At 38.2% G+C, this 24,914-nt stretch carries 25 protein-coding genes; 23 read left to right on the forward strand and 2 right to left on the reverse strand.

Translation table 11 applies throughout. The features are described 5' to 3' along the window. The first annotated feature begins 31 nt into the window (after positions 1-31). Both rsmD and coaD read left to right on the forward strand, forming a co-directional pair. Positions 32-598, forward strand: a complete 567-nt coding sequence (rsmD, locus tag ACIQXW_RS00230; protein WP_340826009.1) for a 16S rRNA (guanine(966)-N(2))-methyltransferase RsmD — start codon at positions 32-34, stop codon at positions 596-598. Beyond that, complete coding sequence (coaD, locus tag ACIQXW_RS00235; RefSeq protein WP_483869801.1) at positions 546-1,088, forward strand: pantetheine-phosphate adenylyltransferase; 543 nt, start codon at positions 546-548, stop codon at positions 1,086-1,088. Before rsmD ends, coaD begins: the two co-directional genes overlap by 53 nt. A gap of 349 nt (positions 1,089-1,437) precedes the next feature. Here coaD and ACIQXW_RS00240 read toward each other — a convergent pair whose 3' ends face one another. Next, positions 1,438-2,415 carry a hypothetical protein gene (locus ACIQXW_RS00240; RefSeq protein ID WP_340826007.1) on the reverse strand — a complete coding sequence of 326 codons (978 nt, stop codon included), beginning with the start codon at positions 2,413-2,415 and terminating at the stop codon, positions 1,438-1,440. 41 nt (positions 2,416-2,456) lie between these two features. Between ACIQXW_RS00240 and ACIQXW_RS00245 the strand changes: the two genes are divergently transcribed. After that, entirely contained in the window at positions 2,457-3,503 is a 1,047-nt protein-coding gene (locus tag ACIQXW_RS00245) for a SepM family pheromone-processing serine protease (RefSeq protein ID WP_340826005.1), read from the forward strand. 225 nt (positions 3,504-3,728) lie between these two features. Here ACIQXW_RS00245 and ACIQXW_RS00250 read toward each other — a convergent pair whose 3' ends face one another. Then, positions 3,729-4,940, reverse strand: a complete 1,212-nt coding sequence (locus tag ACIQXW_RS00250; protein ID WP_340826004.1) for a nucleotidyltransferase — start codon at positions 4,938-4,940, stop codon at positions 3,729-3,731. Between the two features lie 260 nt (positions 4,941-5,200). On the opposite strand from ACIQXW_RS00250, the gene ACIQXW_RS00255 reads away from it, so the two are divergent. From ACIQXW_RS00255 to ftsA, 20 genes are all read left to right on the forward strand, one after another. Then, complete coding sequence (locus ACIQXW_RS00255; RefSeq protein ID WP_340826003.1) at positions 5,201-5,734, forward strand: YceD family protein; 534 nt, start codon at positions 5,201-5,203, stop codon at positions 5,732-5,734. Positions 5,735-5,758: 24 nt separating this feature from the next. Continuing rightward, positions 5,759-5,932, forward strand: coding sequence for a 50S ribosomal protein L32 (rpmF, locus tag ACIQXW_RS00260; protein WP_010858320.1), 174 nt, complete (start codon positions 5,759-5,761; stop codon positions 5,930-5,932). 278 nt (positions 5,933-6,210) lie between these two features. Further along, entirely contained in the window at positions 6,211-6,978 is a 768-nt protein-coding gene (locus tag ACIQXW_RS00265) for an enoyl-CoA hydratase/isomerase family protein (protein ID WP_402759321.1), read from the forward strand. A gap of 110 nt (positions 6,979-7,088) precedes the next feature. Then, the gene (locus ACIQXW_RS00270; protein ID WP_340826002.1) at positions 7,089-7,466 is read left to right on the forward strand and encodes a transcriptional regulator; all 378 of its coding nucleotides are present in this window, start codon (positions 7,089-7,091) and stop codon (positions 7,464-7,466) included. A 389-nt stretch (positions 7,467-7,855) separates the two neighbouring features. Continuing rightward, positions 7,856-8,758 carry a ketopantoate reductase family protein gene (locus ACIQXW_RS00275; protein ID WP_402759322.1) on the forward strand — a complete coding sequence of 301 codons (903 nt, stop codon included), beginning with the start codon at positions 7,856-7,858 and terminating at the stop codon, positions 8,756-8,758. Further along, the gene (locus tag ACIQXW_RS00280; protein WP_402759324.1) at positions 8,755-9,150 is read left to right on the forward strand and encodes a DUF3397 domain-containing protein; all 396 of its coding nucleotides are present in this window, start codon (positions 8,755-8,757) and stop codon (positions 9,148-9,150) included. Before ACIQXW_RS00275 ends, ACIQXW_RS00280 begins: the two co-directional genes overlap by 4 nt. 99 nt (positions 9,151-9,249) lie before the next feature. Beyond that, complete coding sequence (gene bshC / locus ACIQXW_RS00285; RefSeq protein ID WP_402759326.1) at positions 9,250-10,866, forward strand: bacillithiol biosynthesis cysteine-adding enzyme BshC; 1,617 nt, start codon at positions 9,250-9,252, stop codon at positions 10,864-10,866. Positions 10,867-11,119: 253 nt separating this feature from the next. Next, positions 11,120-11,551 (forward strand): division/cell wall cluster transcriptional repressor MraZ, encoded by a 432-nt coding sequence (gene mraZ / locus ACIQXW_RS00290; protein WP_139860193.1) that lies wholly within the window; start codon positions 11,120-11,122, stop codon positions 11,549-11,551. Positions 11,552-11,611: 60 nt separating this feature from the next. Further along, positions 11,612-12,562 carry a 16S rRNA (cytosine(1402)-N(4))-methyltransferase RsmH gene (gene rsmH / locus ACIQXW_RS00295; protein WP_402759328.1) on the forward strand — a complete coding sequence of 317 codons (951 nt, stop codon included), beginning with the start codon at positions 11,612-11,614 and terminating at the stop codon, positions 12,560-12,562. Further along, entirely contained in the window at positions 12,563-12,931 is a 369-nt protein-coding gene (gene ftsL, locus ACIQXW_RS00300) for a cell division protein FtsL (protein ID WP_340825994.1), read from the forward strand. Then, complete coding sequence (locus ACIQXW_RS00305; RefSeq protein WP_402759330.1) at positions 12,928-15,144, forward strand: penicillin-binding protein; 2,217 nt, start codon at positions 12,928-12,930, stop codon at positions 15,142-15,144. Before ftsL ends, ACIQXW_RS00305 begins: the two co-directional genes overlap by 4 nt. Positions 15,145-15,202: 58 nt before the next feature. Continuing rightward, positions 15,203-17,119, forward strand: coding sequence for a stage V sporulation protein D (locus tag ACIQXW_RS00310; protein WP_340825992.1), 1,917 nt, complete (start codon positions 15,203-15,205; stop codon positions 17,117-17,119). 125 nt (positions 17,120-17,244) lie between these two features. Beyond that, a complete protein-coding gene (mraY, locus tag ACIQXW_RS00315) occupies positions 17,245-18,219 on the forward strand; it encodes a phospho-N-acetylmuramoyl-pentapeptide-transferase (RefSeq protein WP_340825991.1) in 975 nt (324 codons plus the stop codon). After that, the gene (gene murD / locus ACIQXW_RS00320; protein WP_402759333.1) at positions 18,216-19,565 is read left to right on the forward strand and encodes a UDP-N-acetylmuramoyl-L-alanine--D-glutamate ligase; all 1,350 of its coding nucleotides are present in this window, start codon (positions 18,216-18,218) and stop codon (positions 19,563-19,565) included. Before mraY ends, murD begins: the two co-directional genes overlap by 4 nt. Positions 19,566-19,605: 40 nt before the next feature. Continuing rightward, positions 19,606-20,685 carry a putative lipid II flippase FtsW gene (gene ftsW / locus ACIQXW_RS00325; protein ID WP_340825988.1) on the forward strand — a complete coding sequence of 360 codons (1,080 nt, stop codon included), beginning with the start codon at positions 19,606-19,608 and terminating at the stop codon, positions 20,683-20,685. Positions 20,686-20,707: 22 nt separating this feature from the next. After that, positions 20,708-21,562 carry a cell division protein FtsQ/DivIB gene (locus tag ACIQXW_RS00330; protein ID WP_340825986.1) on the forward strand — a complete coding sequence of 285 codons (855 nt, stop codon included), beginning with the start codon at positions 20,708-20,710 and terminating at the stop codon, positions 21,560-21,562. After that, a complete protein-coding gene (locus ACIQXW_RS00335; RefSeq protein ID WP_340825985.1) occupies positions 21,540-22,268 on the forward strand; it encodes a DUF881 domain-containing protein in 729 nt (242 codons plus the stop codon). Before ACIQXW_RS00330 ends, ACIQXW_RS00335 begins: the two co-directional genes overlap by 23 nt. Before the next feature lie 150 nt (positions 22,269-22,418). Continuing rightward, on the forward strand, positions 22,419-23,138 hold the full coding sequence (locus ACIQXW_RS00340) for a DUF881 domain-containing protein (RefSeq protein WP_340825984.1): 720 nt from the start codon (positions 22,419-22,421) through the stop codon (positions 23,136-23,138). A 3-nt stretch (positions 23,139-23,141) separates the two neighbouring features. Next, entirely contained in the window at positions 23,142-23,513 is a 372-nt protein-coding gene (locus ACIQXW_RS00345) for a small basic family protein (RefSeq protein ID WP_173477852.1), read from the forward strand. Positions 23,514-23,608: 95 nt separating this feature from the next. Further along, a complete protein-coding gene (gene ftsA / locus ACIQXW_RS00350; protein WP_173477851.1) occupies positions 23,609-24,892 on the forward strand; it encodes a cell division protein FtsA in 1,284 nt (427 codons plus the stop codon). The last annotated feature ends 22 nt before the right edge of the window (positions 24,893-24,914 follow it).

Consider the following 24,914-nt stretch of genomic DNA (forward strand, 5'->3'; position numbering starts at 1 on the left):
TTTGTAACAGAAAGTACGGTGAAATACATCTATGAGAGTAGTAGCAGGAGAACGTAAAGGAATGCCCCTTAAGGCAGTTGCAGGGAGTACAACAAGACCTACAACAGACAAAGTAAAAGAATCCATATTTAATATGATAGGTCCATTTTTTGATGGCGGAACTGCACTTGATTTGTTTGCAGGAAGCGGTGGATTAGGAATTGAGTCGCTCAGCAGAGGTGCAGAACATGCTATCTTTATTGAAAAAGACGCTAAAGCCTATCAGGTATTACAGGAAAATATAAAGAAGTGTCGGTATGAAAATTGTTCAGAGCTTTTTCGCATTGATGCAAAGCGTGCTGTGAAAGCGCTATTAAAGCGTGATATTACGTTTAATCTTGTATTTTTAGATCCGCCCTATCACCATAAAGAATACTATGATTTAGTACAGGTGCTTGTGGACCATGATAAAGTACAACACAATGGTATTATTTTATGTGAACATGCAAAAGAAGTAGAATTACCACCTAGTTTTGGTGCTTTTCTATTACAGAGACAAGAAACATATGGCGGAACGATTATTTCGGTCTATCGTTGTGCTGGGGAAGAGGGAGAGTAAGTTGGAGAAAATTGCTGTTGTTCCTGGAAGTTTTGATCCTGTTACATTTGGTCACCTAGATATAATTAAGCGTGCAGCTGATGTTTTTGATATTGTTTATGTTGCGGTTTTAAACAATTCATCAAAGCACCCATTATTTTCTGTAGAAGAGCGTATGGCATTAATGGCTGAAGTTACAAAGGAATTGCCGAATGTACGAATTGAAAGTTCTTCAGGTCTCCTTATTGATTATGCTAAAGAAAAGAACGCAAAGGCGATTGTTCGCGGCCTACGAGCAGTTTCGGATTTCGAATACGAAATGCAAATTACTTCAATGAACCGCTTTCTTGATGAGACGATTGAAACATTTTTCATCATGACAAAAAATCAATATTCGTTCTTAAGCTCTAGCATTGTGAAAGAAGTAGCAAAGTATGGAGGCAATGTTCATGAACTTGTTCCAGTTTGCGTGGAACAAGCTTTAAAAGAAAAATACGGTTTTGCTAAATAAAAAATAGAGGATGTATTAATTAAGACAACCTCTTAGAAGACTATAGACAAACTTGAAAAAATCGAGTGCTGTCTATAGTCTTTTTTATTTTAAATAAATAAAAATTGTGTGAGTGCCTGGCACTTTCCAAAGCTATCTAGCATTAAATTTACTTTAAAAGCGTAAAAATCCACTGCGCTTTCCTCGGGCACGTTGTAAGCCGCAACCCTCGCTGTCGCGCGGGCTTGTGGGTCTTACATTGCGTGCGTTCTCGCAGGAGTCTCCGTGGATTTTTACTAGGTTTACTTTATTGGCAGTGCCATGAAAATTCAAAATTGTGTGAGTGCCAGGCACTTAGAAATGCGTTTTTTTATTTTAAGAAAAAAAGAGCATAAATAGTAGGCACAATGATTATGCTAAGAAGGCGAAATTTAATGTAAGGTCTGACCGAAAGCTTGGCAGATTTTGCGATGACAAAAATTTGTAAATGGATACTAATGCTTTGCATTGTCAGCATAATGACTACTAGCAATGATAAGTATTGGTAATCTCCGAATTCTGTGACAGTCATTTTTAATCCATTTGTTACTTCTAATACAGCGGCGATAGCATGCTCGACTGGTTGTGGAAGATTAGGCAACATTTTATCTAAACTTTGCTGTAATATTGTTTGAATCGTAGTGAAAAAAATGATGGTTGTTCCAACTAACAAGATGGTTGGTGCTGTTTCTTTTATGCTCTCTGAAAATGGGGATGAATATAAGGTTGTATTGTGTATAGAAATAGTAGGTGTGTCGGTTTTACGAAATAAAAAGTAACCAACTACTAAGCAACAAATATTAAAACTATGTAGTAAACATAAAAACAGCCAACCAAACGTATTACTGTGTAATAAATCAAGGCTAACAAAACCTAATACAAAAAGAGGGCTTGGTGCATGACAAACCGCTAGTAAAAAATTGGCCTCCTTAGGATGTAATTGTCCACTGTTTTTAAGATACACAATTGTTGTAGCTCCAGTTGGATATCCACCGAGTGCGCTTATCAAGTAGGCTTGTACGTATAAAGAAACTCTTTTTGTTTTAGCGCGCATAGGAGCGGTTAAACGAAGTAACCATTGCGTTAAAATAAGATAAGGTAGTAAATACGGAAATAACGCCTCCATAAATAGATTTAATCCTAAATCGGTACCAGTATGAGCAGTTTGTGGGAATAACAAGAGTAATAGGATAAGAAGTATGCAGAGCGCTATTTGAATTGTCGCAAACATGTTATCATCTCGTTTCAACTTTTTGTCATTCACATAGGCAAATGCTAAAATTAATATATGTGAAAAAGGCAAAAACATGAACTACTGGTTTTTGCATGCGTCTTAGGAGGTGTCCATTCATGAAGAAAAAAATTGGTTTATATGTAGTGTTTTTAGTCGCGCTTTGTTTTTTAATGCTATACCGACTAGACGCATATATTATGAAGCCTGGCAGTGCATACGATGTTAGTAAATTTGTTAGTGTCGCTAATGATCATACGGATGAAGCGGGGTCAATGAGTTTAATGACAGTTGCTATGCAACAAGCCACACCGTTTTCGTATTTATGGGCGAAAACGCAAAAATATGAAAAAATAATGGATATTCAACAAGTGAGAAATCCATTAGAGGATGACGAGGAATATAATATCCGACAGTTAAAGTTAATGTCAGACTCTCAATTCAATGCAAAATATGTGGCCTTTCAAAGAGCTGGGTTAGAGACGAAAATACACTTTAATGGCGTATTTGTATTAAATGTCTTAGATGGTGGCGCATCCGATGGTTTCTTAAAAGCGGGTGATGAAATTACGAAAGTGGATGGTACAGAAATTACGAACCAACAAATGCTTGTTGATTTGTTATCAACAAAACAAATTGGTGATAAAGTGACCATTCAATTATTACGTAATCAAAAGGAACAAGAAGAAACGGTTACTCTGAAGGAAATTCCTCAATCTGAGGAAAAGCGAGCTGGGTTAGGAATTACCTATGCAGAAAGTAAATCGATTGAAACGAATCCAAGTGTCACAATGCACACAGAAGATATTGGTGGTCCGTCAGCGGGGCTTATGTTTACACTTGAAATTTTAAATCAACTATTGGAAGAGGATTTAACAAAAGGCTATGCAGTAGCTGGAACAGGTGAAATGCTCATAGATGGATCAGTTGGGCGAATTGGTGGTATTGATTACAAAATCATTGCAGCTGATCGAGATGGTATGGAAATCTTTTTTGCACCTGATGATGAAATCTCAACTGAAATGAAAGCAAAGTATCCTGAATTAGAATCGAATTATGCGACGGCAGTCAAAACGGCTAAGGATATCGGTACAAAAATGAAAATTGTACCTGTGAAAACGGTCGATGATGCAATTGCTTATTTAAAACAACTAGAACCTAAATAAAAATATCTATTTGTGGTCCACAAAAGAGAAAAAGTGTTAGATTGATGGACATCAATCTAACACTTTTTGCTGTGCTGCATGTCCGCTACGGCGGTTGCTTTCCGCTCTGCGCAGTAAGCCCGCTAACGCGTTGCTCTGACGTAATTTTAAAGTTATGTTCCAGCCTCTTAAGACTGTAGCTTAAAGCGTCCGCTCGCAACGGCAATTAACTGCAATATTCATCCGTTAAAATCGAATCGGTGGCGTTTGATAATCTTTTGGCAATGTGAACTGCTGCGCCCCTTGTTCTATACTAAAGTTGTATACTTCTGCAGCGTGTATATCTACAGCGAGCATGGCATCATTTGTAGAGGCAACACGGCTTATTAATGGTAATGTAAAGTCCTTTTTATGCATGCCTAAGTATGCTTGCCCTTGCGCACTCATGCCGAGTAAGCGGATTGTAGAAGGGGATTGGAAGCTTTTAAGTTGCTCCTTTGTAAAGCCTGTATAAATATGTGTTAGCATGCGTTGTAGACGTGTCCAAGTATAGCGTTTAGATTTTATTTTCTCCATAAAGCTACTAAAGGAGCTACTCGTTTTCGCGGCTTTTAGTAGTGCGTGCTCTATACCCTCTGTTACTTCCGCATAGCGCGTTAACTCGCTTGCTGTGTGCCGAATAAGGGTAAACTGTAAAAACGGCCAAAAAGCCTCCCAGCTAGCAAAATTTTTATATTGAACATACCAATCCTCTAAATAATTAAAGGAAGCTTGGGGGAGTACATCATGAACGCTTTGTAATGTTCCTTTCGTAGCGAGTGCTTTACGAATACCAGTGGCACTTGCAATCGATGCCCCCTCCTGCATAGCATCGTGATATCCTGCGGCTATACGTGGAATAGTTAAAGGCTTAATTGCACTTCCTAGCGTTATTGCCGCTTCGATATAATGGAATCCTAGTATATTATTTGGTTGTGCTAAATCAATGTATGTAGCAGGGAATTTTTGAGAAAGCTGTTCATAGGCATAATGCAGGCTTTTAGGGTAGCTAACACCCGTTTTAACGCTTTCTTTAATAAGTGCGTCATATTCGGTGCGGTGCTTCGAAATTAACTGGTACGTATTCATAAAGGGTTCTATGGAGCCATCTTCGCTACCAAAGGCAAAAGCATCACAGCGAATTGCCGATAATAATGAAATCGCCCCCTTTGCGAAATCTGTTGCGGGTGCGGTACTATAGACATACGGTAGCTCAATTACAATATCAACTCCGCTAGCGAGCGCCATTTTTGTGCGTGTCCATTTATCTACCATGGCAGGTTCACCGCGCTGCAAAAATGTACCGCTCATAACAGCAATTGCTATATCTGCTTGCGCTACTTTTTTTGCCTGTTCTAAGTGATAAGCATGTCCATTATGAAATGGATTGTATTCAACAACAATACCGACTGCTTTCATTACGTAAAACCCCCTTTATATATTTTTTGTGCTTCTTGTTTTTGACCAATCAGGATGCTACAAATAGTTTTACTGTGCCTGTAACCTATTCTTTGCTCATTACTATTGAAATTTTCGTATAGGTTGTGTATTGTGGCTAAGTGGAATGATTTTGATGTATTTAATTATAGGTGGGTTTTCGAGTGGTGACAAGAAATTATCTTGACATCTATTTTTACACATTATATAATCAACAGTGTTGTCTCGAGGTGATTAAACGAATGAAATGGTCAATTCATCAATTATCTAAATACCGTCAAGACGGAATGCCGATCGATACCTATGTCCAATTGGATGAGGTGATGGAGCGAAACCAGGATATTCGAGCAATTTCGCCCGTTCATGTAAAAGGGCTATGTACATTCGGTGCATCGCAAATGACTTGTCAGCTTACTGTGACAGCAACGTTAACACTCCCGTGTGCTCGCACTTGGGAAGATGTTGAGTTTCCTATCAAAGTTGAGACAGTTGAATTATTTAGCTGGATTGACGAAGAAAAAAGAGGGGAAGATGCCGGTAATATTCACTATTTAGATGGTGATGTAATCGACATGAAGCCAGTTATTGAGGAGCTAGTGCTTCTTGAAGTACCAATGCAAGTATTCAAAGAGAATACCGAAGGACAAGTGCATGGTGGTAAAAACTGGTCTTACGCAACTGATGAAGACGTGAAGCTTCACAAAAAAACTGACGAACCAAAAGTGGATCCAAGACTAGCTGATTTAGCTAAGTATTTTGATCAAACAGACGAATAGACGATCTGTAAGGAGGTGCCATCAATGGCTGTACCATTTAGAAGAACTTCTAAAACTGCAAAAAGAAAGCGTCGTACGCATTTCAAACTATCTGTACCTGGTATGGTAGCTTGCCCAAACTGTGGTGAAGCAAAATTATCACACCGTGTTTGCAAAGCTTGCGGACAATACAAAGGTAAAGAAGTAGTAAGCAAATAATACAGTGTTTGCTCACTTAAAAGGCTAGTAAAGAGACCATGGCTCTTTACTAGCCTTTTTGTTTGTATGAAGTGACAGAATTTTTAATAAATATTACAAAGTTATATAGTGCTATAATAATTGTGTGATACAATTTATGTAACTTGCTGTCAGCGGGGGTTTAAAGCGTGGCTGAAGTTAAAAGTCTTGGTGGAGGTTGTAGCTTTAAGAGGAGCTTTTCAAGCGGGCTCCGCTTGCGCTGAGGGATAATTGATGATGGGGACAAAGGGGGAACTGTAGTGTCTTATATAATTGACAATCAAGATGGGATCATGACTTTTACGATAAATCGTGAGGAAAAGCGCAACGCTGTAAACGATGAGGTAATGAATGGTCTTCGAGAAGTAATTACATATATCCAAAATCATGACGATGTTCGTTTTTTAGTAGTCACAGGAGCGGGAGAAAAATCTTTTTGTTCAGGTGGCGATTTATCGGAGTTTCATTCTCTTGAAACGGAAGATGAAGCATTTGGTATGTTAAGTAAGATGGGGGAGATTTTATATGATCTTGCTACATTACCAGTACCAACGATTGCGTTAATAAATGGAACGGCTGTCGGTGGTGGATGTGAGATAGCGACTGCTTGTGATTTTCGCTTAGTGGCGAGTCATGCTAAATGTGGCTTTATTCAAGGGACATTAGCAATTACAAGTGGCTGGGGTGGCGGTACATACTTGTTTGAACGAGGTTTACGTCATGATCGTGCAATGAAGATGCTAGTGGATGCAAAGCCATATCCAGCTGAATTACTATATGACATTGGTTGGGCTATGCGCGTATTTGAGGGATCGAAGCAACTTGCTTTAAATGATTTTATTGAACATATGCGTAAAATACATCCTTCTGTACACAAGGCCTATAAAGAAATTGAACTTCGTAAATGGCGTGAGCGTAATATGTATGAGCGTGTAATGGAGGAAGTTCGTACTTGTGCAAAACTGTGGGAAAGTGAAGCACATCACGAGGCAGTTAATAATTTTCTAACTAAAAAGAATAATAAGTAGCGTATAGTGGCAGTGATTACATGAAAACATAATCACTGTCTTTTTTCGTCCCGTGATTCTATTTTGCCTGATAACGCATATAGTAGTAAAAAATGTGAGGGTGATAGATTATGGAACTGAAAAAAAGAAAAGATCAATGGACGAAGGAAGACGATGAAAGATTAGCAGAAATTGTCTTGCATAATGTGCAAAATGGTAAAACGCAGTTAGAGGCATTTGAAATGGCTGCTGATGAACTTGGGCGTACAAAACAAGCATGTGGCTTTCGTTGGAATAAAACGTTACGTGGGCAATATAGTCAATCGCTTTTAGCTGTTCGCAATCAACCTCAACAATCTATGCGAAGTCATTTAAAATTAGCGTTAACGAGTTTTGATGAATTGACAGAAGCCTATCAAAGTCTTGAGGTTAAACACCGTGAATTACAAAATGAACATGAAAAGCTAGTGAAATGGTTACAGCAAGGCTATTCTTTAATGAAAGATTAACGTGTCAAAGGGAAAATGATTGTAAGTAGATAGTTACGTTCTTTTTCAAAAAAAGAGTAAGGTCTTTTAAGAAAATGCTGCAAAAGAAACCATAGGATGTAAACGCTAACGTCGACTAAACATTTTACCTACACTGGATGAAAACAACCATTATTGTATCGTAAACACCAGCTAATCTTGTATAATAGAAACACCTGCAAAGGAGGTGTCTCAGATGAATTTCTGAGGCACCTCCTTCTATGGCGTAAGGAAAAGTGTTGTTTATGTTACTGCAGTGCGAGAAAAGTAAATGCTGGAGAAGCGTTTATAACTTCAGTTTAGGCTGTTTAAAAGGTTTGTTTTTTACTGTTTAGATAGCCTCTTTACATTAAGTGGAGGTGGCGAACGTTGTGAATGTAGTAGTTATTGGAGCTGGTGCAGTCGGTCAGCTAATGGCTAGTTTCTTAGCGGAGGCTTGTATGGATGTTACATTAGTTGTAAGAAGACAAGAACAAGCCGATGAACTTAATTTGAAGCATTTAACGAGGGTCCATATAGATGGTACAACAACATTGCATCAAATTGCTTCTAGCGTTGGGTTAGAGATGTTGCCTCGGCCGGATTTGATTGTAGTTGCTGTGAAATATGGTCATTTGCAAAATATTTATAAACAATTATTAGATTTACCTAAGGAAATACCATTGTTGTTTGTGCAAAATGGTTTAGCACATTTTGATGAGGCTTTACGTTTACCACAAAATACGATTGCTTTTTGCTCAGTTTCGTTCGGTGCTCAAACAATTGATTTTACAACTGTTCAACATAGAGGTGTTGGTCTATGCAAAATAGGAATAGGGCGTGGAGACAGTATTGTATTTGAAAAGTTGTTACACATAGAAAATCCTTTGTTCCCAATAGAGTTCGTTGAAAACGCCGAACAAATGCTTTTTGAAAAAGCTGTATTCAATTGCATGATTAATCCTTTAACGGCAATTTTGCAAATTAAAAATGGTGATTTATTAACAAATAAGCAAGCATACTTGTTAATGCATACCATATATCAGGAGTTAACAGAGGCTTTTAAAGATATTGAAAATACCATTCCGTTTTCAGCAGTAATAGCTTTGTGTAAAAAAACAGCGGCGAATACATCATCTATGCTAGCTGATCGCATGCAAGGTAGAAAAAGTGAGGTTGAAACGATTGTTGGGGTAATTTTACAAAAGGCTTCAGCGAACGGTTATCCATTACCTACTTTGCGAACTTTATATCACCAAGTTCTAGCGATTGAAGAGAGCGGTGGGCAATCTTGAAAGATTTTTTACATATAGTCATCAGCGTCATTATTTTTTGTCCAATTCTTTTATTCATCATTGTCTATGCTATTAGTCGAAAGGTTAATATTCGTGGTACGCATGCATTTGGAGCCGCATCTGATGTGACGACGTTTTGTTTGTTTTTCTCGGTACCATTGGCAATTAGTGTGCTGTGGGGAGTAAATGTAGGGGCCTTTTTAGTAATGCTAGCAATAATACTGGCAATCATTTTTACATATATAGACTGGCGTACAAAAAGAGAAATTGAAGTAAAGCCGCTATTACGGAAAATTTGGCGTTTTTTATTTTTAGTACTTAGTGCAGCGTATATTTTAATTTGTATAGTCGGCATGATTCAATCTGTTGTAGAATATTTACACTCTGTATAAGCATTTTCTTTTCATGTTGGAGACAGAAGCGTTAAAATAATAGCATTAAAATGTTTACAAGGAATACGATGATTTAGTGAGTAGAGGAGTTTGTGTTAAATGAAACTGGAGTCAATCCAAGTACCCGTGAAAAATCGTGTGCTAGCAGATTATTGGTCGCCAAATACTGCCATTCATGAGTTTTTTGAATATGAATATAATGATGAATCATTTGAAAAGCGAGCAAAATATTTGGAGCAACGAGCGTGTGACCAAAAGGAATTAACAGCAATAATTCGTCAGTTTATGGAGCCGCTTGGCTTATCTGAAAAAGCGAATGAGCATTTGCAACAACTAGAGCAAGGAGCTGTTGCGGTTGTCGGTGGGCAACAAGCGGGTGTATTAACTGGCCCTCTTTACTCGGTTCATAAAGCCATTTCGGTAATATCATTAGCGAAAGAACAAAGTGAAAAGCTTCAACGACCAGTTGTACCTATTTTTTGGATTGCTGGAGAAGATCATGACTTAGAGGAAATTAACCATACATTTACAATGCATGATATGGATATAAAAAAACGTGCGTATGGTGAACGTTCGCGAAGAAAAACAATGGCATCGACAACAAGCTTAAACAAAGAAGCGATGGTTCAATTAGTTAACACTATCATTAAGGATTTTGGAGAAACAGCCCATACTGAAAGGTTGTTCAACCAACTTTTAGATGCGTTGAACAATAGTGAAACATTTACAGATTTCTTTGCGCGACTAATGAACGAGTTGTTTAAAGAAGAAGGGCTGCTAATGATTGATGCGGCAGATATGAACTTCCGTCAATACGAACGTAACAATTTTGCGCGTCTAATAAACCATAGTGAGGAAATTGCAAAATTAGTAACGCAAAAGGAAGCGGCGTTGGAAAGTGCTGGCTACGGGAAGCCGATTTTAGCAACCGACGATGCAGCTAACCTGTTCTATGTAAAAGATGGAGAACGCTTTTTACTAGAAAGACGACACGATCAATTTGTCAATTTAGCAGCAAATATCAAACTTTCACATGAAGAGCTATTAATAATTGCAGAAAAAAATCCTGAAGATTTAAGTAATAATGTTGTAACACGTCCGTTAATGCAGGAAATGACGATACCGGTATTAGCGTTTGTTGGTGGACCTGGTGAGCTCGCTTATTGGGCAACATTAAAGGATGCCTTTTCTGTGTTAGGTTTACAAATGCCGATTTTTGCACCACGTCTCAATATTACGATTGTTACACGACATGTAGAACAACTACTGCGTGAATATCATTTAACAGTGACGGATGTATTGGATGGCAAAGCGATGGCATTGAAGGAGCAATTTATTGCCGAAGTTCAAGATGATGAGGCAAAACGTCAAATTCTTGAGATGCAACAACTCGTTTTAGATAAATATGCTACTCTTGAACAATATTTTGCACAACAACATATGTCGCTAGATAAAATACTTGAAAAAAATAAAGAAAATCATGTGAGGCAGTTTGAGTATTTGCAACAAAAGGTAGAGCAAACGGTGCTAAGTAAGCATGAGACTACTATCCGTAAATTTATGACGTTGCAAAATGAGCTATATCCAAATGATGGGTTCCAAGAACGTTCTTATAATCCATATCAATATATCAATGAGTTTGGACCTACGTTAATTGATGAAATGCTCAAGAAAACATATAGCGTTGGAAATCACCACTATTTACTTTATTTATAAGAATTAAAAATATATCTTTAGAACTATTAAAGGTATGATGTAAATATAGATTTGAAGAAATTTGTCGGTTTAACAGGAAAATAGAGAGCTATCCTACTATGGGTAGTTCTTTTTTTATGCCCTTTAGCACAAAATGAAATTTGGCTTAAAGGTCTAAACACACATAAAAGGTTAAAATGTCAAGTTTTTTTTAAAAAAAGTGGAGGAAAGTGGGGCGATGTGGTACATTATTTAATAAAGTGGGGTGACTAGCATGTTCATGGGAGAATACCAACACTCTGTTGACGCGAAAGGACGATTAATCGTGCCCGCAAAATTTCGTGAAGCCTTAGGTGAAACCTTTGTTGTGACACGCGGACTTGATAATTGTTTATTTGGCTATCCTATGGATGAATGGCGAAAACTCGAAGAAAAATTAAAAGGTTTACCGATGACAAAGAAAGATACACGTGCTTTTGCAAGGTTTTTCTTTTCAGGTGCGACGGAAGTAGAAATAGACAAGCAGGGTCGTATTAATATTCCTTCGACTTTAGTGCAACATGCACATTTAGTAAAAGAATGTGTTGTACTAGGTGTCTCGAATCGAATTGAAATATGGGCAAAAGATGCTTGGGAAACTTATTTCACGGAGTCTGAACAATCTTTTAATGAAATTGCAGAAAATATGATTGGCTTTGATTTTTAACTTTGTAGTAGACGTAAAAACGTCAGTTGAAAAAGTAAAGGCCTGAGGGGAGCGATTGGTATGTTCGATCATACAACCGTGTTATTAAAAGAAACTGTTGACGGATTGAACATCGATCCTGATGGTGTATATGTGGACTGTACGCTTGGTGGAGCAGGACACAGTGAATATTTAGTACAACAATTATCAGATAAAGGCCGTCTAATTTGTTTTGATCAAGACACAACGGCTATTGAAAATGCGAAAGTTCGATTAGCTCCTTATATAGAGCGAGTAACATTTGTGCATTCGAATTTCCGCTATTTAAAAGAAGAGCTATTAGCTATTGGTATCCAAGAGGTAGATGGCATTTTATATGATTTAGGCGTTTCTTCGCCACAATTAGATACACCAGAACGTGGTTTTAGCTATCATCATGATGCTCCACTTGATATGCGTATGGACCAGACGGCAGCGCTTACGGCGTATCATGTCGTGAATGACTGGGCATACGGAGATTTAGTCCGTATTTTCTTCCGTTATGGAGAAGAAAAATTTTCTAAGCAAGTTGCTCGAAAAATCGAAGAGGCTCGTAAAACGGCACCGATTGAAACAACGGGACAACTTGTGGAACTAATTAAAGAGGGTATACCAGCAGCGGCTCGCCGTAAAGGTGGACATCCTGCAAAGCGCATCTTCCAAGCAATTCGTATTGCTGTCAATGATGAGCTAGGCGCAGCAGAGGATTCATTAGTCGATGCGATTGATATGATTAACGTAGGTGGACGCATTAGTGTTATTACGTTCCATTCATTGGAAGACCGCCTATGCAAGACAATTTTTAAGGAAGCGTCATCCTTACCTGAATTACCACCTAATCTACCGGTAATTCCAGATGACATGAAGCCGACTTTAAAGCTTGTATCTAGAAAGCCGATTCTACCTTCTGAGGAAGAATTAGCAGTTAACAATCGAGCTCGTTCAGCAAAGCTTAGAGTGGTGGAGAAAATTAACGACAAAGGGCGTGAGTAAATGGCAGCAGTTCGTGTAAGGCAGCACCAACAGCAACATGTGCAACAACCGTTAACACCACCTAGTCCACAACCCACTATCATACGTCGTAAAAAAACGAACCAGAAGTTTGAAAAGGCGATGCTACTAACTCTAGTAAGCATTATTGCTGTATTGTCAGTATTAGTATTAAACAACCAAGCAGCAATTCAAACGACAAGCATGGACATTCAAAAAATCCAAGCAGAAGCAGATGAGATTGCGAAACAGAATGTTGACTTGACAGTTCGTGTAAGTGAACTTTCTACATACGAAAATATATGGAAAAAAGCAAAAGAACTCGGTTTAACTCAAAATGAGAAAAATGTAAAGGTAGTGCCGGGAGAATGAAAAAAAAGAGATTTCGATTCCAATGGGGAGCCTTTCTATTACTAGTTTTTTATGGAGGGCTCTTTTTCCTATTATTCACGAGAATGGTTACGTTGCAGGCGACAGGTGAAGCAGAAGGACAAGCGCTTGCTGCAAAGGCAGCAGCTAAATATAACAAGGAAAGTGCAATAACAGCAAACCGAGGGAAAATATTAGATAGAAATGGACAAGTCATTGCAGAAGATACACTAAGCTATCGATTAATTGCTGTAGTTAGCGATAAGGCTACTACAGATGAAAAGAATCCACATCACGTTGTAGACCCTGAAAAAACTGCGGAAGTTTTAGCAGAATATATACCGATGAAAAAAGAAGATATTTATAAGCGGCTAACCAAGCTGCGCAGTGATGGGACATTGCCGTACCAGGTGGAGTTTGGCGTTGCGGGCAGAGGTATTAACCATGAAGTAATGAGTAAAATTAAGGACTTAAAATTACCTGGGATTTTGTTTGTCAGCGATTTAAAACGCTATTATCCAAATGGTATATTTGCTTCTCATTTAATTGGTTTTGCATTGAAAGAGGACAATGAGGATGGAACCGTAACAACGAAAGGGAAAATGGGATTAGAGCTTACGTATGACAAAGAGCTAACGGGTGTCAACGGCAAAGTTAAATACCAAACGGACGCTTTTAGATATTTATTACCGAACAGTGAAAAAATGGTTACACCTGCTAAAGACGGCGATAATATCTATTTAACGATTGATAAAACAATTCAAAGTTTCGTAGAGGATGCGATGTCGCAAGTAGAGAAGGAGTATAATCCTGAATCTATGATAGTAGTAGTAGCTGAACCGAAAACTGGGAAAATATTAGCAATGTCACAGCGTCCGACTTTTAACCCCGATACGCGGGATAGTACGAATATGAAATGGCTCAATGCCGTAACAGAAGAAACGATGGAACCAGGGTCAACGATGAAGACGTTCACACTTGCTTCTGCTATCGATACAGATAAATGGGCACCATATGATACGTATATGTCTGGGCAATATACAGTCCATGATCGTACAATCCGAGATCATAACCAAGTAGGATGGGGAAAAATTTCGTATTTAGAAGGTTTCCAACGTTCATCAAATACAGCGATGGCCAATTTATTAAAGAGTATTGGTGATGAAGTATTTGTTGATTACCTAGATAAATTCGGTTTTGGTAAGAAAACAGGCATTGATTTACCGAATGAAGCAACGGGTACGATTTTATCGAAGTATCCAATTCAACGAGTAACAACGACGTATGGTCAAGGTTCAACAGTGACTCCGGTACAGCTTATACAAGCGATGACTGCAATTGCCAACGATGGTAAGATGATGCAGCCATATGTTATTGATAAGATTGTAGATTCAGTAACTGAAAAAACGATTCAACAGCATGAGCCTGTTGAAAAGGGTCAGCCAATTTCAGCGGATACAGCGAAACAAGTACGAGAAATACTTGCTTCTACATTAACGTCAGAATATGGGACAGCGAAGGACTTTGTACTCGATGAATACCAAGTAGCAGGTAAAACGGGTACTGCCCAAATTCCAAAGGCAAACGGTACCTATTCATGGGGGGCTAATGAGTTCTTGTACTCATTCCTAGGAATGGCGCCGTATGATGATCCACAACTAATTATGTATGTTTCAGTTGAAAAGCCAAAGCTTAAAGGTGAACTGGGCTCGGTACCAGTGTCAAAAATATTTAAGCCTGTCATGCTCAATAGTTTAAAACATTTAAATATTAGTCCAGACGATGTTCAGCATGTAGATCATGTAGATTTAAATGATTATACTGGTCAAAATGCAGAAGCTATACAGGTAGAGCTAGCAAATGATGGTTTGAATCCAATTATTGTTGGAGCTGGTGGAAAAATTATAGAGCAATATCCAAAAGGTGGACAAACGCTTGTAAAAGGCAATTTTGTATTTTTAAAAACAGAAGGTGATATCGCACTGCCAAACTTTACTGATTGGTCGTTGCGTAATCTATTAGTTTTCAAATCAATGTCAGGTCTTCAGATTGAAGTTGTTGGAGAGGGCTTTGCAGTGAGCCAAAGTGTATCTGCAGGTACAGTGATTTCAGATAATGCACCAATTGTCGTGAAATTGAAAACACCTGCTGAAAGCTTTGTGCAAGACGTGGAAGCGCCATCTGAAGGAGAAGTTGAACAAGTAGATGATGAATAGTCACTGAATAGAAGTCCACTTTATTTCATACGTTGTAAAAAACAAGGTGTGATGTCGAATGAAGTGGATTTCTATCCATTCCAAAAAGCGTTTACGTATTTTATATGTTTTGTTTATGTGTGTAGCAGTTGCAATTGTCATTCGGTTATTTGTTTTGCAAGTGTTTGATCAGAAAGAATTGACGCAAAAAGCAGAAGAGAACTGGGATCGTGAAATTCCATTTGCAAATGAACGCGGGCATATTACGGACCGAGATGGTAACAGTATTGTGACGAACAAGCTAGCTCCTACATTATATTTCATGCCGTCACAAAGCAAAGATATTCCAGGAGCGGCAGCGAAAATTGCACAGGTGCTTGAAGTAGATGAACAAAAACTGTTAGAAAAAATGCAAAAAAAAGCGTACTTAGTAAAGCTAGCACCTGAAGCGAAAAATATTTCTTATGAGAAGGCTGTTGAGTTGCAAGGAATGCAAATTGAAGGACTATATAGTGGTGTAGATTACTCAAGGGAATATCCTTATGGTACGCTACTATCTCGCTTTTTAGGTTTTACAGGGTATGATGCGCAAGGGCTAGCGGGAATAGAATATGAATACGACAAGCTGTTACAAGCTAATTCTTCTGCTATAAGGCTTTTTACAGATGCGAAAGGTAATAACTTACCGAATGTCGCTAGTGCATGGAAAGCTGGAGAAGATGGCGCAACGATAGAGCTAACAATTGATGTAGATGTACAGCAAGTCGTTGAGCGAGAGCTATCGCAGGCAATGGAACGCTATGAAGCTGACCAAGCAATGGCGATTGCTATGAATCCAAATACCGGAGAAATACTAGCTTTAGCCTCATATCCAACCTTTCATCCAGCCGAATATCAATTAGTCGAGCCAGTTATTTATAATCGAAATTTACCGGTTTGGATGACATATGAGCCAGGTTCAACTTTTAAAATTATTACGCTCAGTGCCGCTTTAGAAGAGAACTTGGTAGATTTAGAAAATGATACTTTTTACGATCAAGGTTTTACAATGGTTGCAGGTGCTAGATTGCGCTGTTGGAAGCGTGAAGGTCATGGACATGAAACGTTTTTAGAAGTAGTACAAAATTCTTGTAACCCAGGCTTTATTGAATTAGGTCAACGCTTGGGCGGTGAAAAGTTATTACAATATATTAAAGACTTTGGTTTTGGAGAAAAAACAGGATCCAATATTGCTGGTGAAGCTTCAGGGATATTATTTTCTAAAGAAGCATTTGGTCCTGTAGAGCAAGCGACAACCTCATTTGGTCAAGGTGTTGCAGTTACACCGATCCAACAAGTGCAAGCAGTAGCTGCTGCCGTCAATGGGGGCAAGCTCTATACGCCATATGTTGTGAAAAAGATTTTTAATCCAGATACTGGCGAAACCATCAATGAAACAGAACCAGTTATTAAAAGGCAAGTAATTCGTGAGGAAACGTCTGCAAAAGTACGTGAGGCATTAGAGTCGGTTGTTGCGAAAGGTTCAGGTCGACAAGCATATCGAGATGGTCTACGTATTGGAGGCAAAACAGGTACAGCACAAAAAGTTGAAAATGGACGGTATAAAGATGGCGAATATATCGTATCTTTTATAGGATTTGCACCTGCTGACAATCCACAAATCGTCGTGTATGTAGCAGTGGATAATCCAAAGAAAACAACACAATTTGGTGGTGTTGTAGCAGCTCCGATTGTTGGCCAAATTATTGAAGATGCAGCACCATTTGTTGGCATTGAAAAATCGAAAGAACAGCTTGAAAAAGATTATCGTTGGGGTGACCCACTTACGGTGAAAGTACCAAGTTTCATAGGGCAAACGAAGGATGATATTGCCAAGCAACATTATCCATTCCGCATTGAATGGCATGGAGAAGGTACTAAAATTGGTAGTCAATTACCTGAAGTGGATAGTGTTATCAAACAAGATGGCACCATTCATTTATATTTAGTGAACTAACGTAACTTTACCTTTAAAAAAAGGGAAAGAACCACTATTATTATGAAGGGTAGTAATAAATATATGAGAGTTTGTGCTTTTTTCGTGAAGAAGAAAGTGAAACAAGATTTAAAGGAGATTTTTCAATGAAACTCGCAACAACGCTTACCATTTTAGCTATTGCTTTTATAGTAACAGTTATCTTGGCACCAATTAGTATTCCACTTCTTCGTCGATTGAAGTTTGGGCAAAGTATTCGAGAAGAAGGACCGAAATCACACATGAAAAAAGCAGGCACACCGACAATGGGAGGCATTATCTTTTTAATGGCCATCATCATTACAACGGTAGCAATTGGCAGCTTTTTAGATTTATTAACAACACAAACTGTGGTCCTTTTACTTGTACTAGCAGGTTTCGGATTAATTGGCTTTTTAGATGATGGCTTAAAGGTCATTTTCAAACGTAATTTAGGGTTAACATCGATTCAAAAGTTAATAGGGCAAATCGTTATTGCGATTCTTGCATACTTCCTATTGCACGTTAGTTCTTTTGATACATCATTAGCCATTCCATTTACAGACTGGACAATTGATTTTGGTGTGTTTTATGTAGCCTTTATGATTTTCTGGTTAGTTGGGTTTTCTAATGCTGTCAACCTAACAGATGGTCTTGACGGTCTTGTGGCAGGTACAGCATCGATTGCATTTGCGGCATTTGGTGTTATTGCACTATTCCAAAGCCAAGCAGATATCGCGTTATTTACATTTGCGGTAACAGGAGCATTATTAGGATTTTTACTATTCAATGCAAACCCTGCAAAAGTATTTATGGGAGATACTGGCTCACTTGCTCTAGGTGGAGCACTAGCTATGGTATCGGTACTAGTGAAAGAAGAGTTTTTACTTTTATTAGTTGGATTAGTGTTTGTTATTGAAACACTATCTGTTATTTTACAGGTGGGTAGCTTTAAAATTCGTAAAAAACGAATATTTAAAATGAGTCCTATCCACCATCATTTTGAATTATCAGGTTGGTCAGAATGGAAAGTTGTACTTGTATTTTGGTCAACTGCTTTAGCAGTAGCATTGATTGCAGTCTTATCGGAGGCGTTCTTATGAGAGAATATACAGATTTACAACATAAAAAAGTCCTTGTTTTAGGCCTAGCTAAAAGTGGTGTGGCAGCAGCGGAGATTTTACATGAGCTTGGCGCCTTTGTAACAGTCAATGATTCAAAGCCGTTTGATGAAAGCCCAGATGCGCAAGGTCTACTGCAAAAAGGCATCACAGTTATTTGTGGTCGTCATCCAGAGGATTTACTTGACGAAGGATTTGAGCTCGTTGTAAAAAACCCTGGTATCCCGTATAGCAATAAAATTGTAGCAGATGCAATTAGTCGTGATATACCTGTATGGACAGAAATAGAGCTAGCTTATTTAATTAGTGATGCACCATTTATTGGTATTACAGGTTCTAATGGTAAAACGACAACGACGACATTAATTTTTGAGATGTTGGAAAACGGTGCGAAAAAACCGTTAATTGCAGGGAATATCGGCACAGTTGCATGCGGTGTAGCAAGAGAAGCACAAGAGGATAACGTCATCGTTACGGAGCTTTCATCGTTCCAGCTTATGGGTATCAAAACATTTAAACCAAAAATTTCTATTTTAACAAATCTTTATGATGCTCATCTTGATTATCATGGTACGTTTGATAACTATGCTGAGGCAAAGTTTGGTGTAACACGCAATCAGGATGAAAATGATTATTTCATTTACAATGCGGATCAACCAATTGTTGTTGGCTATGCTGCAAAATCAAATGCAAAAAAAGTACCTTTTTCTTCTAAAGGACGTACTGAACAAGGAATTAGCGCTGATGATACGACAATTTATTGGCAAGGTGAGCCGTTTATGGACCGAGCGAATATTGCTCTGCCTGGTAAACATAATCTAGAAAATATTCTAGCCGCTGTAGCAGCTTGTATATTGATTGGCTGTGACAAAGCTAAAATGGAAGAGGTATTAGCTGAATTTGGAGGCGTCCGTCACCGTACACAATTTGTCCGTGAGTGGAATGGTCGAAAAATTTACAATGACTCTAAAGCAACCAATTGCTTAGCAACAAAAAGTGCATTAGATGCATTCCAAGCACCAATTATTTTGCTTGCGGGTGGTTTAGACCGCGGGCATTCTTTTGAAGAGTTAAGACCTTGTATGGGTCATGTGAAAGGCGTTGTGGCGTTCGGTGAAACGGGCTTACGTTTTGTAGAATTTGCTAAGTCTTGTGGTGTATCGCAAACGGTTATTGCTCAAAATGTAGAGGATGCTGTTCATTATGCCGCGCCGATGTCTGCAGAAGGAGATATTATTCTACTATCACCAGCTTGTGCAAGTTGGGATCAATATGACAGCTTTGAAATTCGTGGTGACGTTTTTATTGATGCTGTAATGAAGCTGTAATGAGCCTGTAACTATTTTAGAATATACTTGATGTGGAAGGATGGCATTACTGAGAGGGAAAGAAAGCTATTTATTGCTCGTCACAACTTTGATGCTATCAATAATCGGCATTATTTTCGTCTATTCTGCAGGCACCTATTGGAGTGCCGTTCATTATAGTGGAAAAATGCCGTTTTATATGAAACAAAGTTTGTATTTTGTGGTAGGCATTGTAGTGTTTTTAATTACCATTCGATTAAACATATTAAAAGAGCAATCCTTTTGGAAGATGGCTTATATATTTTCGTTGGTTTTACTAGTCCTTGTACTGATACCAGGTATTGGACTTGAACGAAATGGGTCTCAAAGCTGGATTGGTGTAGGACCATTAACGATACAACCTGCTGAGATAACGAAAATTACAGTGCTAGTGTATATCAGTCATATATTAGCGCAGCACAAAACTGGTACGCCAATCGTTAATTGGCGACATGCTGTTATCGTGGTGTTACCCGTTGTGTTAATTATGCTTCAGCCTGATTTTGGATCTGTATTTATACTTGTAGTATCTGTTTTTTTATTGTTATTTGTGGCAGGGTATCCGTTAAAGCTTTACGCGATGATAATGGTAGCAGGAGTTGCTGGATTAGTAGGCTTGATTGCCACAGCACCATATCGACTTAAACGTATTGAAGCGTTTCTTGACCCTTGGGCAGATCCATTGGTAAGTGGATTCCAAGCGGTTCAATCTTTAATGGCAATTGGCCCAGCCGGGATTTTCGGACATGGATTTGGACAAAGTAGACAAAAATTCCTATATTTACCTGAACCGCAAAATGATTTTATTTACGCGATTATTTTAGAAGAAATTGGTTTGGTGGGTGGGCTCGTTATTTTAGCACTATTTATACTGACAATATACGCTGGTTATAAATTTGCAGTACAGGCTAAAACACGAACATCCTATTATGCGATTATTGGTCTTGTGACAATGTTAACTGTACAGGCGTTTTTAAATATAGCTGTAGTTATCGGTTTGGTTCCTGTAACCGGTGTCACATTACCATTTATAAGCTATGGTGGAACATCTTTAGTAACAATGTGGTTGATAATAGGTATTATTTATCAATTAGCGAAATAAATATAAAGGAGGAGTACTTTTTATGGAGAAAGTAATTGATATAGAAGATCGCATCCCTACGCTTAAGCAGCGACGAAAAAAGCGTACAAATCGTAAATTCATTGTCCTAATATTACTTTTCTTTTTAGTGCTAGCTGTACTCCTTTATTTTCAATCTCCTTACAGTGATATTAAAAGCATTACGGTTAATGGTGCCCAACTAGCTGACGAACAATATTATTTAGAGGCTAGTACACTTGCACCAGGAAAGTCGATGTGGGGTTTTACGGTGAAAGATGTAGAGCAGGCATTGCTAAAGGACAAATGGGTACAAGAGGCACATGTCCAGCGCAAATGGCTGCGGGGCGTAACGATTGATATTAAGGAATGGAAAAAAGTTGCGTACTTAGCTGGTGACGGAACTTACTACCCATTGTTAGAGAACGGTAAGAAGTTTGAACAAGCGGGCGACAATATCCCTATTGATGCACCTGTTTTTATTGGCATTACAGGGGAAAAAACAATTAACAAGCTTGTAGAGCAATTAGCACGTTTAAAACCAGAAGTATTAGCTTTAATCTCCCAAGTCAATACTAACAGTAATGAGGCTAATCCTAATGCGGTCAAACTTTATATGAATGATGGCTATGAAGTACGTGCAGTTATTCCAACATTAGCTGACAAGCTAAATTATTATCCTTCAATTGTTGCGCAAATAGCAAATTTAGAAAAGGGTGTTATTGACATCGAGGTTGGCTCATATTACCGTCCCTTTAATGATGAGTACAATAAAGTCAGCATTGATATGACAGACAACCCTGATGAAAAAGCGGACAACCCTGATGAAAATGCCGCCAACCAGGAAGTGAATGAAGATGAACAACAAGAAACAGAATAGCAAAGGGAATTTCTTTACGAGGAAACAATTTGAGCTCCTCATCGTTTGTATAACTACTGGGTTTATCATCGGCTATTCTTACAACCAAGCAAAGGACAATCGGCAAACAAGCTCGATTAAATCTGAGCTATTTGAACAAGAAGATACGTATCGTGAGGAGTTGATTGAACAGCAGGAGCGCAATAAAGAACTCACAGAAGAAGCGAACAAGTTACAAGAAAAGATTCGGAACTATGAAAAAGAATTCGCTTCGAATGAAAAGGATTCTAAACAATTAGTTCAAGAAGCAGAAGACTTACGTTTACTATTAGGTGATTTAAGTTCGGAAGGAAAGGGTATACGTATAACGCTTCAAGATGGCGATTACGATCCTAAATCTGTAAACCCTAATGATTATATCGTCCACGAAAGCCATGTGTTTAAATTATTGAATGAATTAAAAATTTCTGGAGCACAGGCAATTGCCATTAATGGGCAACGGGTCTTGGCTAATTCTTATATAAGATGTAATGGACCTGTTATTACAATTGACGGCAAGCAACACCCTGCCCCCTTTGTAATTGAGGCGATAGGGGATTCTACAACACTTCGTGCTTCACTGAACTTAAGTGGTGGTGTAGTAGATCAGTTGTTAAATGACAATATTGTAGTGTCATTAGAAGAAAATCAAAAGTTAACAATGCCAAATGTAAAAGTAGAAAGTTAACGACTATTATTCCATGAATAAACATGGGGTAAAAATTAGGTAAAGCCTCCCACGGATGTCCTAGATAAAAATTGTTCATATAACAATTCAACATCTAAATTTAACGATATCAAGGAGTAATTGTTTGCGATACGTCTAGGAGGGGCTATTTTGAAAAAAAATATGTACACCCGAATAACGATCGTGCTATTTATTATCGGTTTGATGATAGCGGTACAATACAATACCATTCAAAAACCAGCTGAGCGAGATACACGAGATATTTGGGCCATACGAGAGGAATTAGCAGAAGAAAAGCAAAGGCATTCCACATTATTAGCAGATATTCGCTCACTTAATGAGGTAATGGGTCGCTATGAGCAATCTGAAAAAGCTAATTTACAAGCTGTTTTAAATGACACAGTCAATCAATTAAAACAACAGGCAGGCTTAACGGATACTACAGGTCCAGGGGTAGTACTCCGAGTAGAGCCAGCTCCGGAATTAGTTGCAATGGGGTATGAAATGAAAGAGATCTCTCCGGATTTACTTACCCAATTACTGAATGAATTATTTAAATATGATGCTGCTAGTGTTGCCATTGATGGGAATCGTATTGTTCATACATCAGCCATCAGAGACATAAATGGGAAAACGACGGTGAATAGTGTAGCACTTTCATCACCACCTTTCGAAATCTATGTTGGGACAAGCACATATAAAGCAGCACAAAAAATGTATAATTCTATTCAAGCTTCAACATTTATCGATTCATTTTATTTAGATAATTTTAAATTAGTGATAGAGGAGCCTACTGCACAGTTAACCATACCGGCATTCGATCAACCATTGACGAATGATTATTTAACAGAGGTCAAAAAAGGAGATTAATATATGTGGCTACCATTTTTAGGTTTGGTATTTGGACTAGCGCTTGGCTTGTTAACAAATATCCAAATTCCCTCTATCTATGAAAATTATTTGTCAATAGCAGTGCTGGCTGCATTAGATACGTTATTTGGAGGTATTCGAGCTCAATTACAACAAGTATATGACGATAAAGTATTTGTATCAGGTTTCTTTTTTAATATAGTTCTTGCGGCGGGATTGGCGTTCATAGGTGTGAATTTAGGGGTGGACTTGTATTTAGCTGCCATTTTCGCCTTTGGAGTACGCTTGTTCCAAAATATAGCAATAATTAGGCGTATTTTACTAACTCGGTTAGATGAAAAACGTCACAATAAGAAAAAAACTTCCATAGAATGAGAGAAAAATTGACCAAAATACTCGATTTGCTTAGACATTAGGCAAGATTTACAATAGAATGAAATTAAGAGCATTTTCAAGGAGGTGCAGCGAATTTGAATCATCAAGAATTATATATATCACTCGATATAGGATCTTCCTCTATCAAAGTATTAATAGGTGAAATGAGCGACGGACAATTACATGTAATTGGGGTCGGTAATGTAAAATCGAATGGGGTTCGAAAAGGTGCAATTGTTGATATTGATGCAACAGTTCAATCTATTCGAAAAGCAGTAGAACAAGCAGAACGAATGACAGGTTATCAAATCGATGAAGTCGTTTTAGGCGTTCCAGCTAATCAGACGATGTTACAACTAGTTAAAGGTGTTGTCGCTGTAAATAGTGAAAATAGAGAAATTACAGATGATGATTTAGACAGAGTGGTAGAATCTGCACAAGTCATGTCAATACCTCCTGAACGTGAATTAGTCAACATCATTCCAAGACAGTTTATAGTAGATAATTTAGACGAAATTAAAGACCCACGCGGTATGATTGGTATTCGTCTCGAAATGGATGCGACAATGATTACGACCTCTAAAACGTTGTTACACAATGTACTACGTTGCGTAGAGAAAGCGGGATTAAGCATTAGAGAGATTTATTTACAACCACTGGCGGCTGGTTATTTTGCATTAACGGAAGATGAAAAAAACCAAGGTACAGCCTTTATTGAATTAGGTGGCGGCTCAACAACTATTGCGGTATTTGAAGAGGGGCTACTTACACATACTGGTGTCATTCCAGTAGGTGGGGATCATATTACAAAAGACATTTCAATTGTTTTAAAAACACCGACAGATCAAGCGGAGCAAATTAAACACCAATTTGGACATGCCTTTTACGATGATGCTTCAGACGAGGAACTTTTTGAAGTGCCAGTTGTAGGTACAGATTCAAGGGATCAGTACAGCCAACGCTTTATTTCAGAAATTATTGGTGCTAGATTAGAAGAATTATTTGAACTAGTAATTGATGAGTTAGCACGTCTAGGCGTTCGAGATTTGCCAGGTGGTGTTGTTTTAACAGGTGGTGTTGCAAAGCTAGATGGTATAGCTCAATTAGCACGCCAGATACTGCAAACGCGTGTTAGAATATATACTCCAGATTATATTGGCGTTAGAGAGCCTTCATTTACGACGGCAGTTGGACTGATTCGTTACGCCTATCTAGAAGATGATTTTTATGGAAAAGGTACGAATACGCAGCCTATTGAGTATGCGGTTGTCGGTGCTCAAGCACCAGCATCTAAAAAGCAAGAATATGCTACACCTTCAGAATCAAAAGGAAGCGTAATCGGTAGAGCAAAAAAATTATTTGATAAATTTTTTGATTAACTTGAATGCGTAATGAATGATA

The sequence above is a fragment of the Lysinibacillus sp. NPDC097162 genome (genome assembly GCF_044762185.1).
Lineage (GTDB): Bacteria > Bacillota > Bacilli > Bacillales_A > Planococcaceae > Lysinibacillus.

What these genes read in the sequence shown, in the direction of transcription:
- rpmF (WP_010858320.1), top strand. Translation starts at nt 5,759, where the DNA reads ATGGCTGTACCATTTAGAAGAACTTCTAAAACTGCAAAAAGAAAGCGT.
- ACIQXW_RS00305 (WP_402759330.1), top strand. Translation starts at nt 12,928, where the DNA reads ATGAAAAAAAAGAGATTTCGATTCCAATGGGGAGCCTTTCTATTACTA.
- ACIQXW_RS00245 (WP_340826005.1), top strand. Translation starts at nt 2,457, where the DNA reads ATGAAGAAAAAAATTGGTTTATATGTAGTGTTTTTAGTCGCGCTTTGT.
- coaD (WP_483869801.1), top strand. Translation starts at nt 546, where the DNA reads ATGGCGGAACGATTATTTCGGTCTATCGTTGTGCTGGGGAAGAGGGAG.
- mraY (WP_340825991.1), top strand. Translation starts at nt 17,245, where the DNA reads ATGAAACTCGCAACAACGCTTACCATTTTAGCTATTGCTTTTATAGTA.
- ACIQXW_RS00270 (WP_340826002.1), top strand. Translation starts at nt 7,089, where the DNA reads ATGGAACTGAAAAAAAGAAAAGATCAATGGACGAAGGAAGACGATGAA.
- ftsL (WP_340825994.1), top strand. Translation starts at nt 12,563, where the DNA reads ATGGCAGCAGTTCGTGTAAGGCAGCACCAACAGCAACATGTGCAACAA.
- ftsW (WP_340825988.1), top strand. Translation starts at nt 19,606, where the DNA reads ATGGCATTACTGAGAGGGAAAGAAAGCTATTTATTGCTCGTCACAACT.
- ACIQXW_RS00250 (WP_340826004.1), bottom strand. Translation starts at nt 4,940, where the DNA reads ATGAAAGCAGTCGGTATTGTTGTTGAATACAATCCATTTCATAATGGA.
- ACIQXW_RS00255 (WP_340826003.1), top strand. Translation starts at nt 5,201, where the DNA reads ATGAAATGGTCAATTCATCAATTATCTAAATACCGTCAAGACGGAATG.
- mraZ (WP_139860193.1), top strand. Translation starts at nt 11,120, where the DNA reads ATGTTCATGGGAGAATACCAACACTCTGTTGACGCGAAAGGACGATTA.
- ACIQXW_RS00335 (WP_340825985.1), top strand. Translation starts at nt 21,540, where the DNA reads ATGAACAACAAGAAACAGAATAGCAAAGGGAATTTCTTTACGAGGAAA.
- rsmD (WP_340826009.1), top strand. Translation starts at nt 32, where the DNA reads ATGAGAGTAGTAGCAGGAGAACGTAAAGGAATGCCCCTTAAGGCAGTT.
- ACIQXW_RS00240 (WP_340826007.1), bottom strand. Translation starts at nt 2,415, where the DNA reads ATGTTTTTGCCTTTTTCACATATATTAATTTTAGCATTTGCCTATGTG.
- ACIQXW_RS00330 (WP_340825986.1), top strand. Translation starts at nt 20,708, where the DNA reads ATGGAGAAAGTAATTGATATAGAAGATCGCATCCCTACGCTTAAGCAG.
- ACIQXW_RS00310 (WP_340825992.1), top strand. Translation starts at nt 15,203, where the DNA reads ATGAAGTGGATTTCTATCCATTCCAAAAAGCGTTTACGTATTTTATAT.
- bshC (WP_402759326.1), top strand. Translation starts at nt 9,250, where the DNA reads ATGAAACTGGAGTCAATCCAAGTACCCGTGAAAAATCGTGTGCTAGCA.
- ACIQXW_RS00345 (WP_173477852.1), top strand. Translation starts at nt 23,142, where the DNA reads ATGTGGCTACCATTTTTAGGTTTGGTATTTGGACTAGCGCTTGGCTTG.
- murD (WP_402759333.1), top strand. Translation starts at nt 18,216, where the DNA reads ATGAGAGAATATACAGATTTACAACATAAAAAAGTCCTTGTTTTAGGC.
- rsmH (WP_402759328.1), top strand. Translation starts at nt 11,612, where the DNA reads ATGTTCGATCATACAACCGTGTTATTAAAAGAAACTGTTGACGGATTG.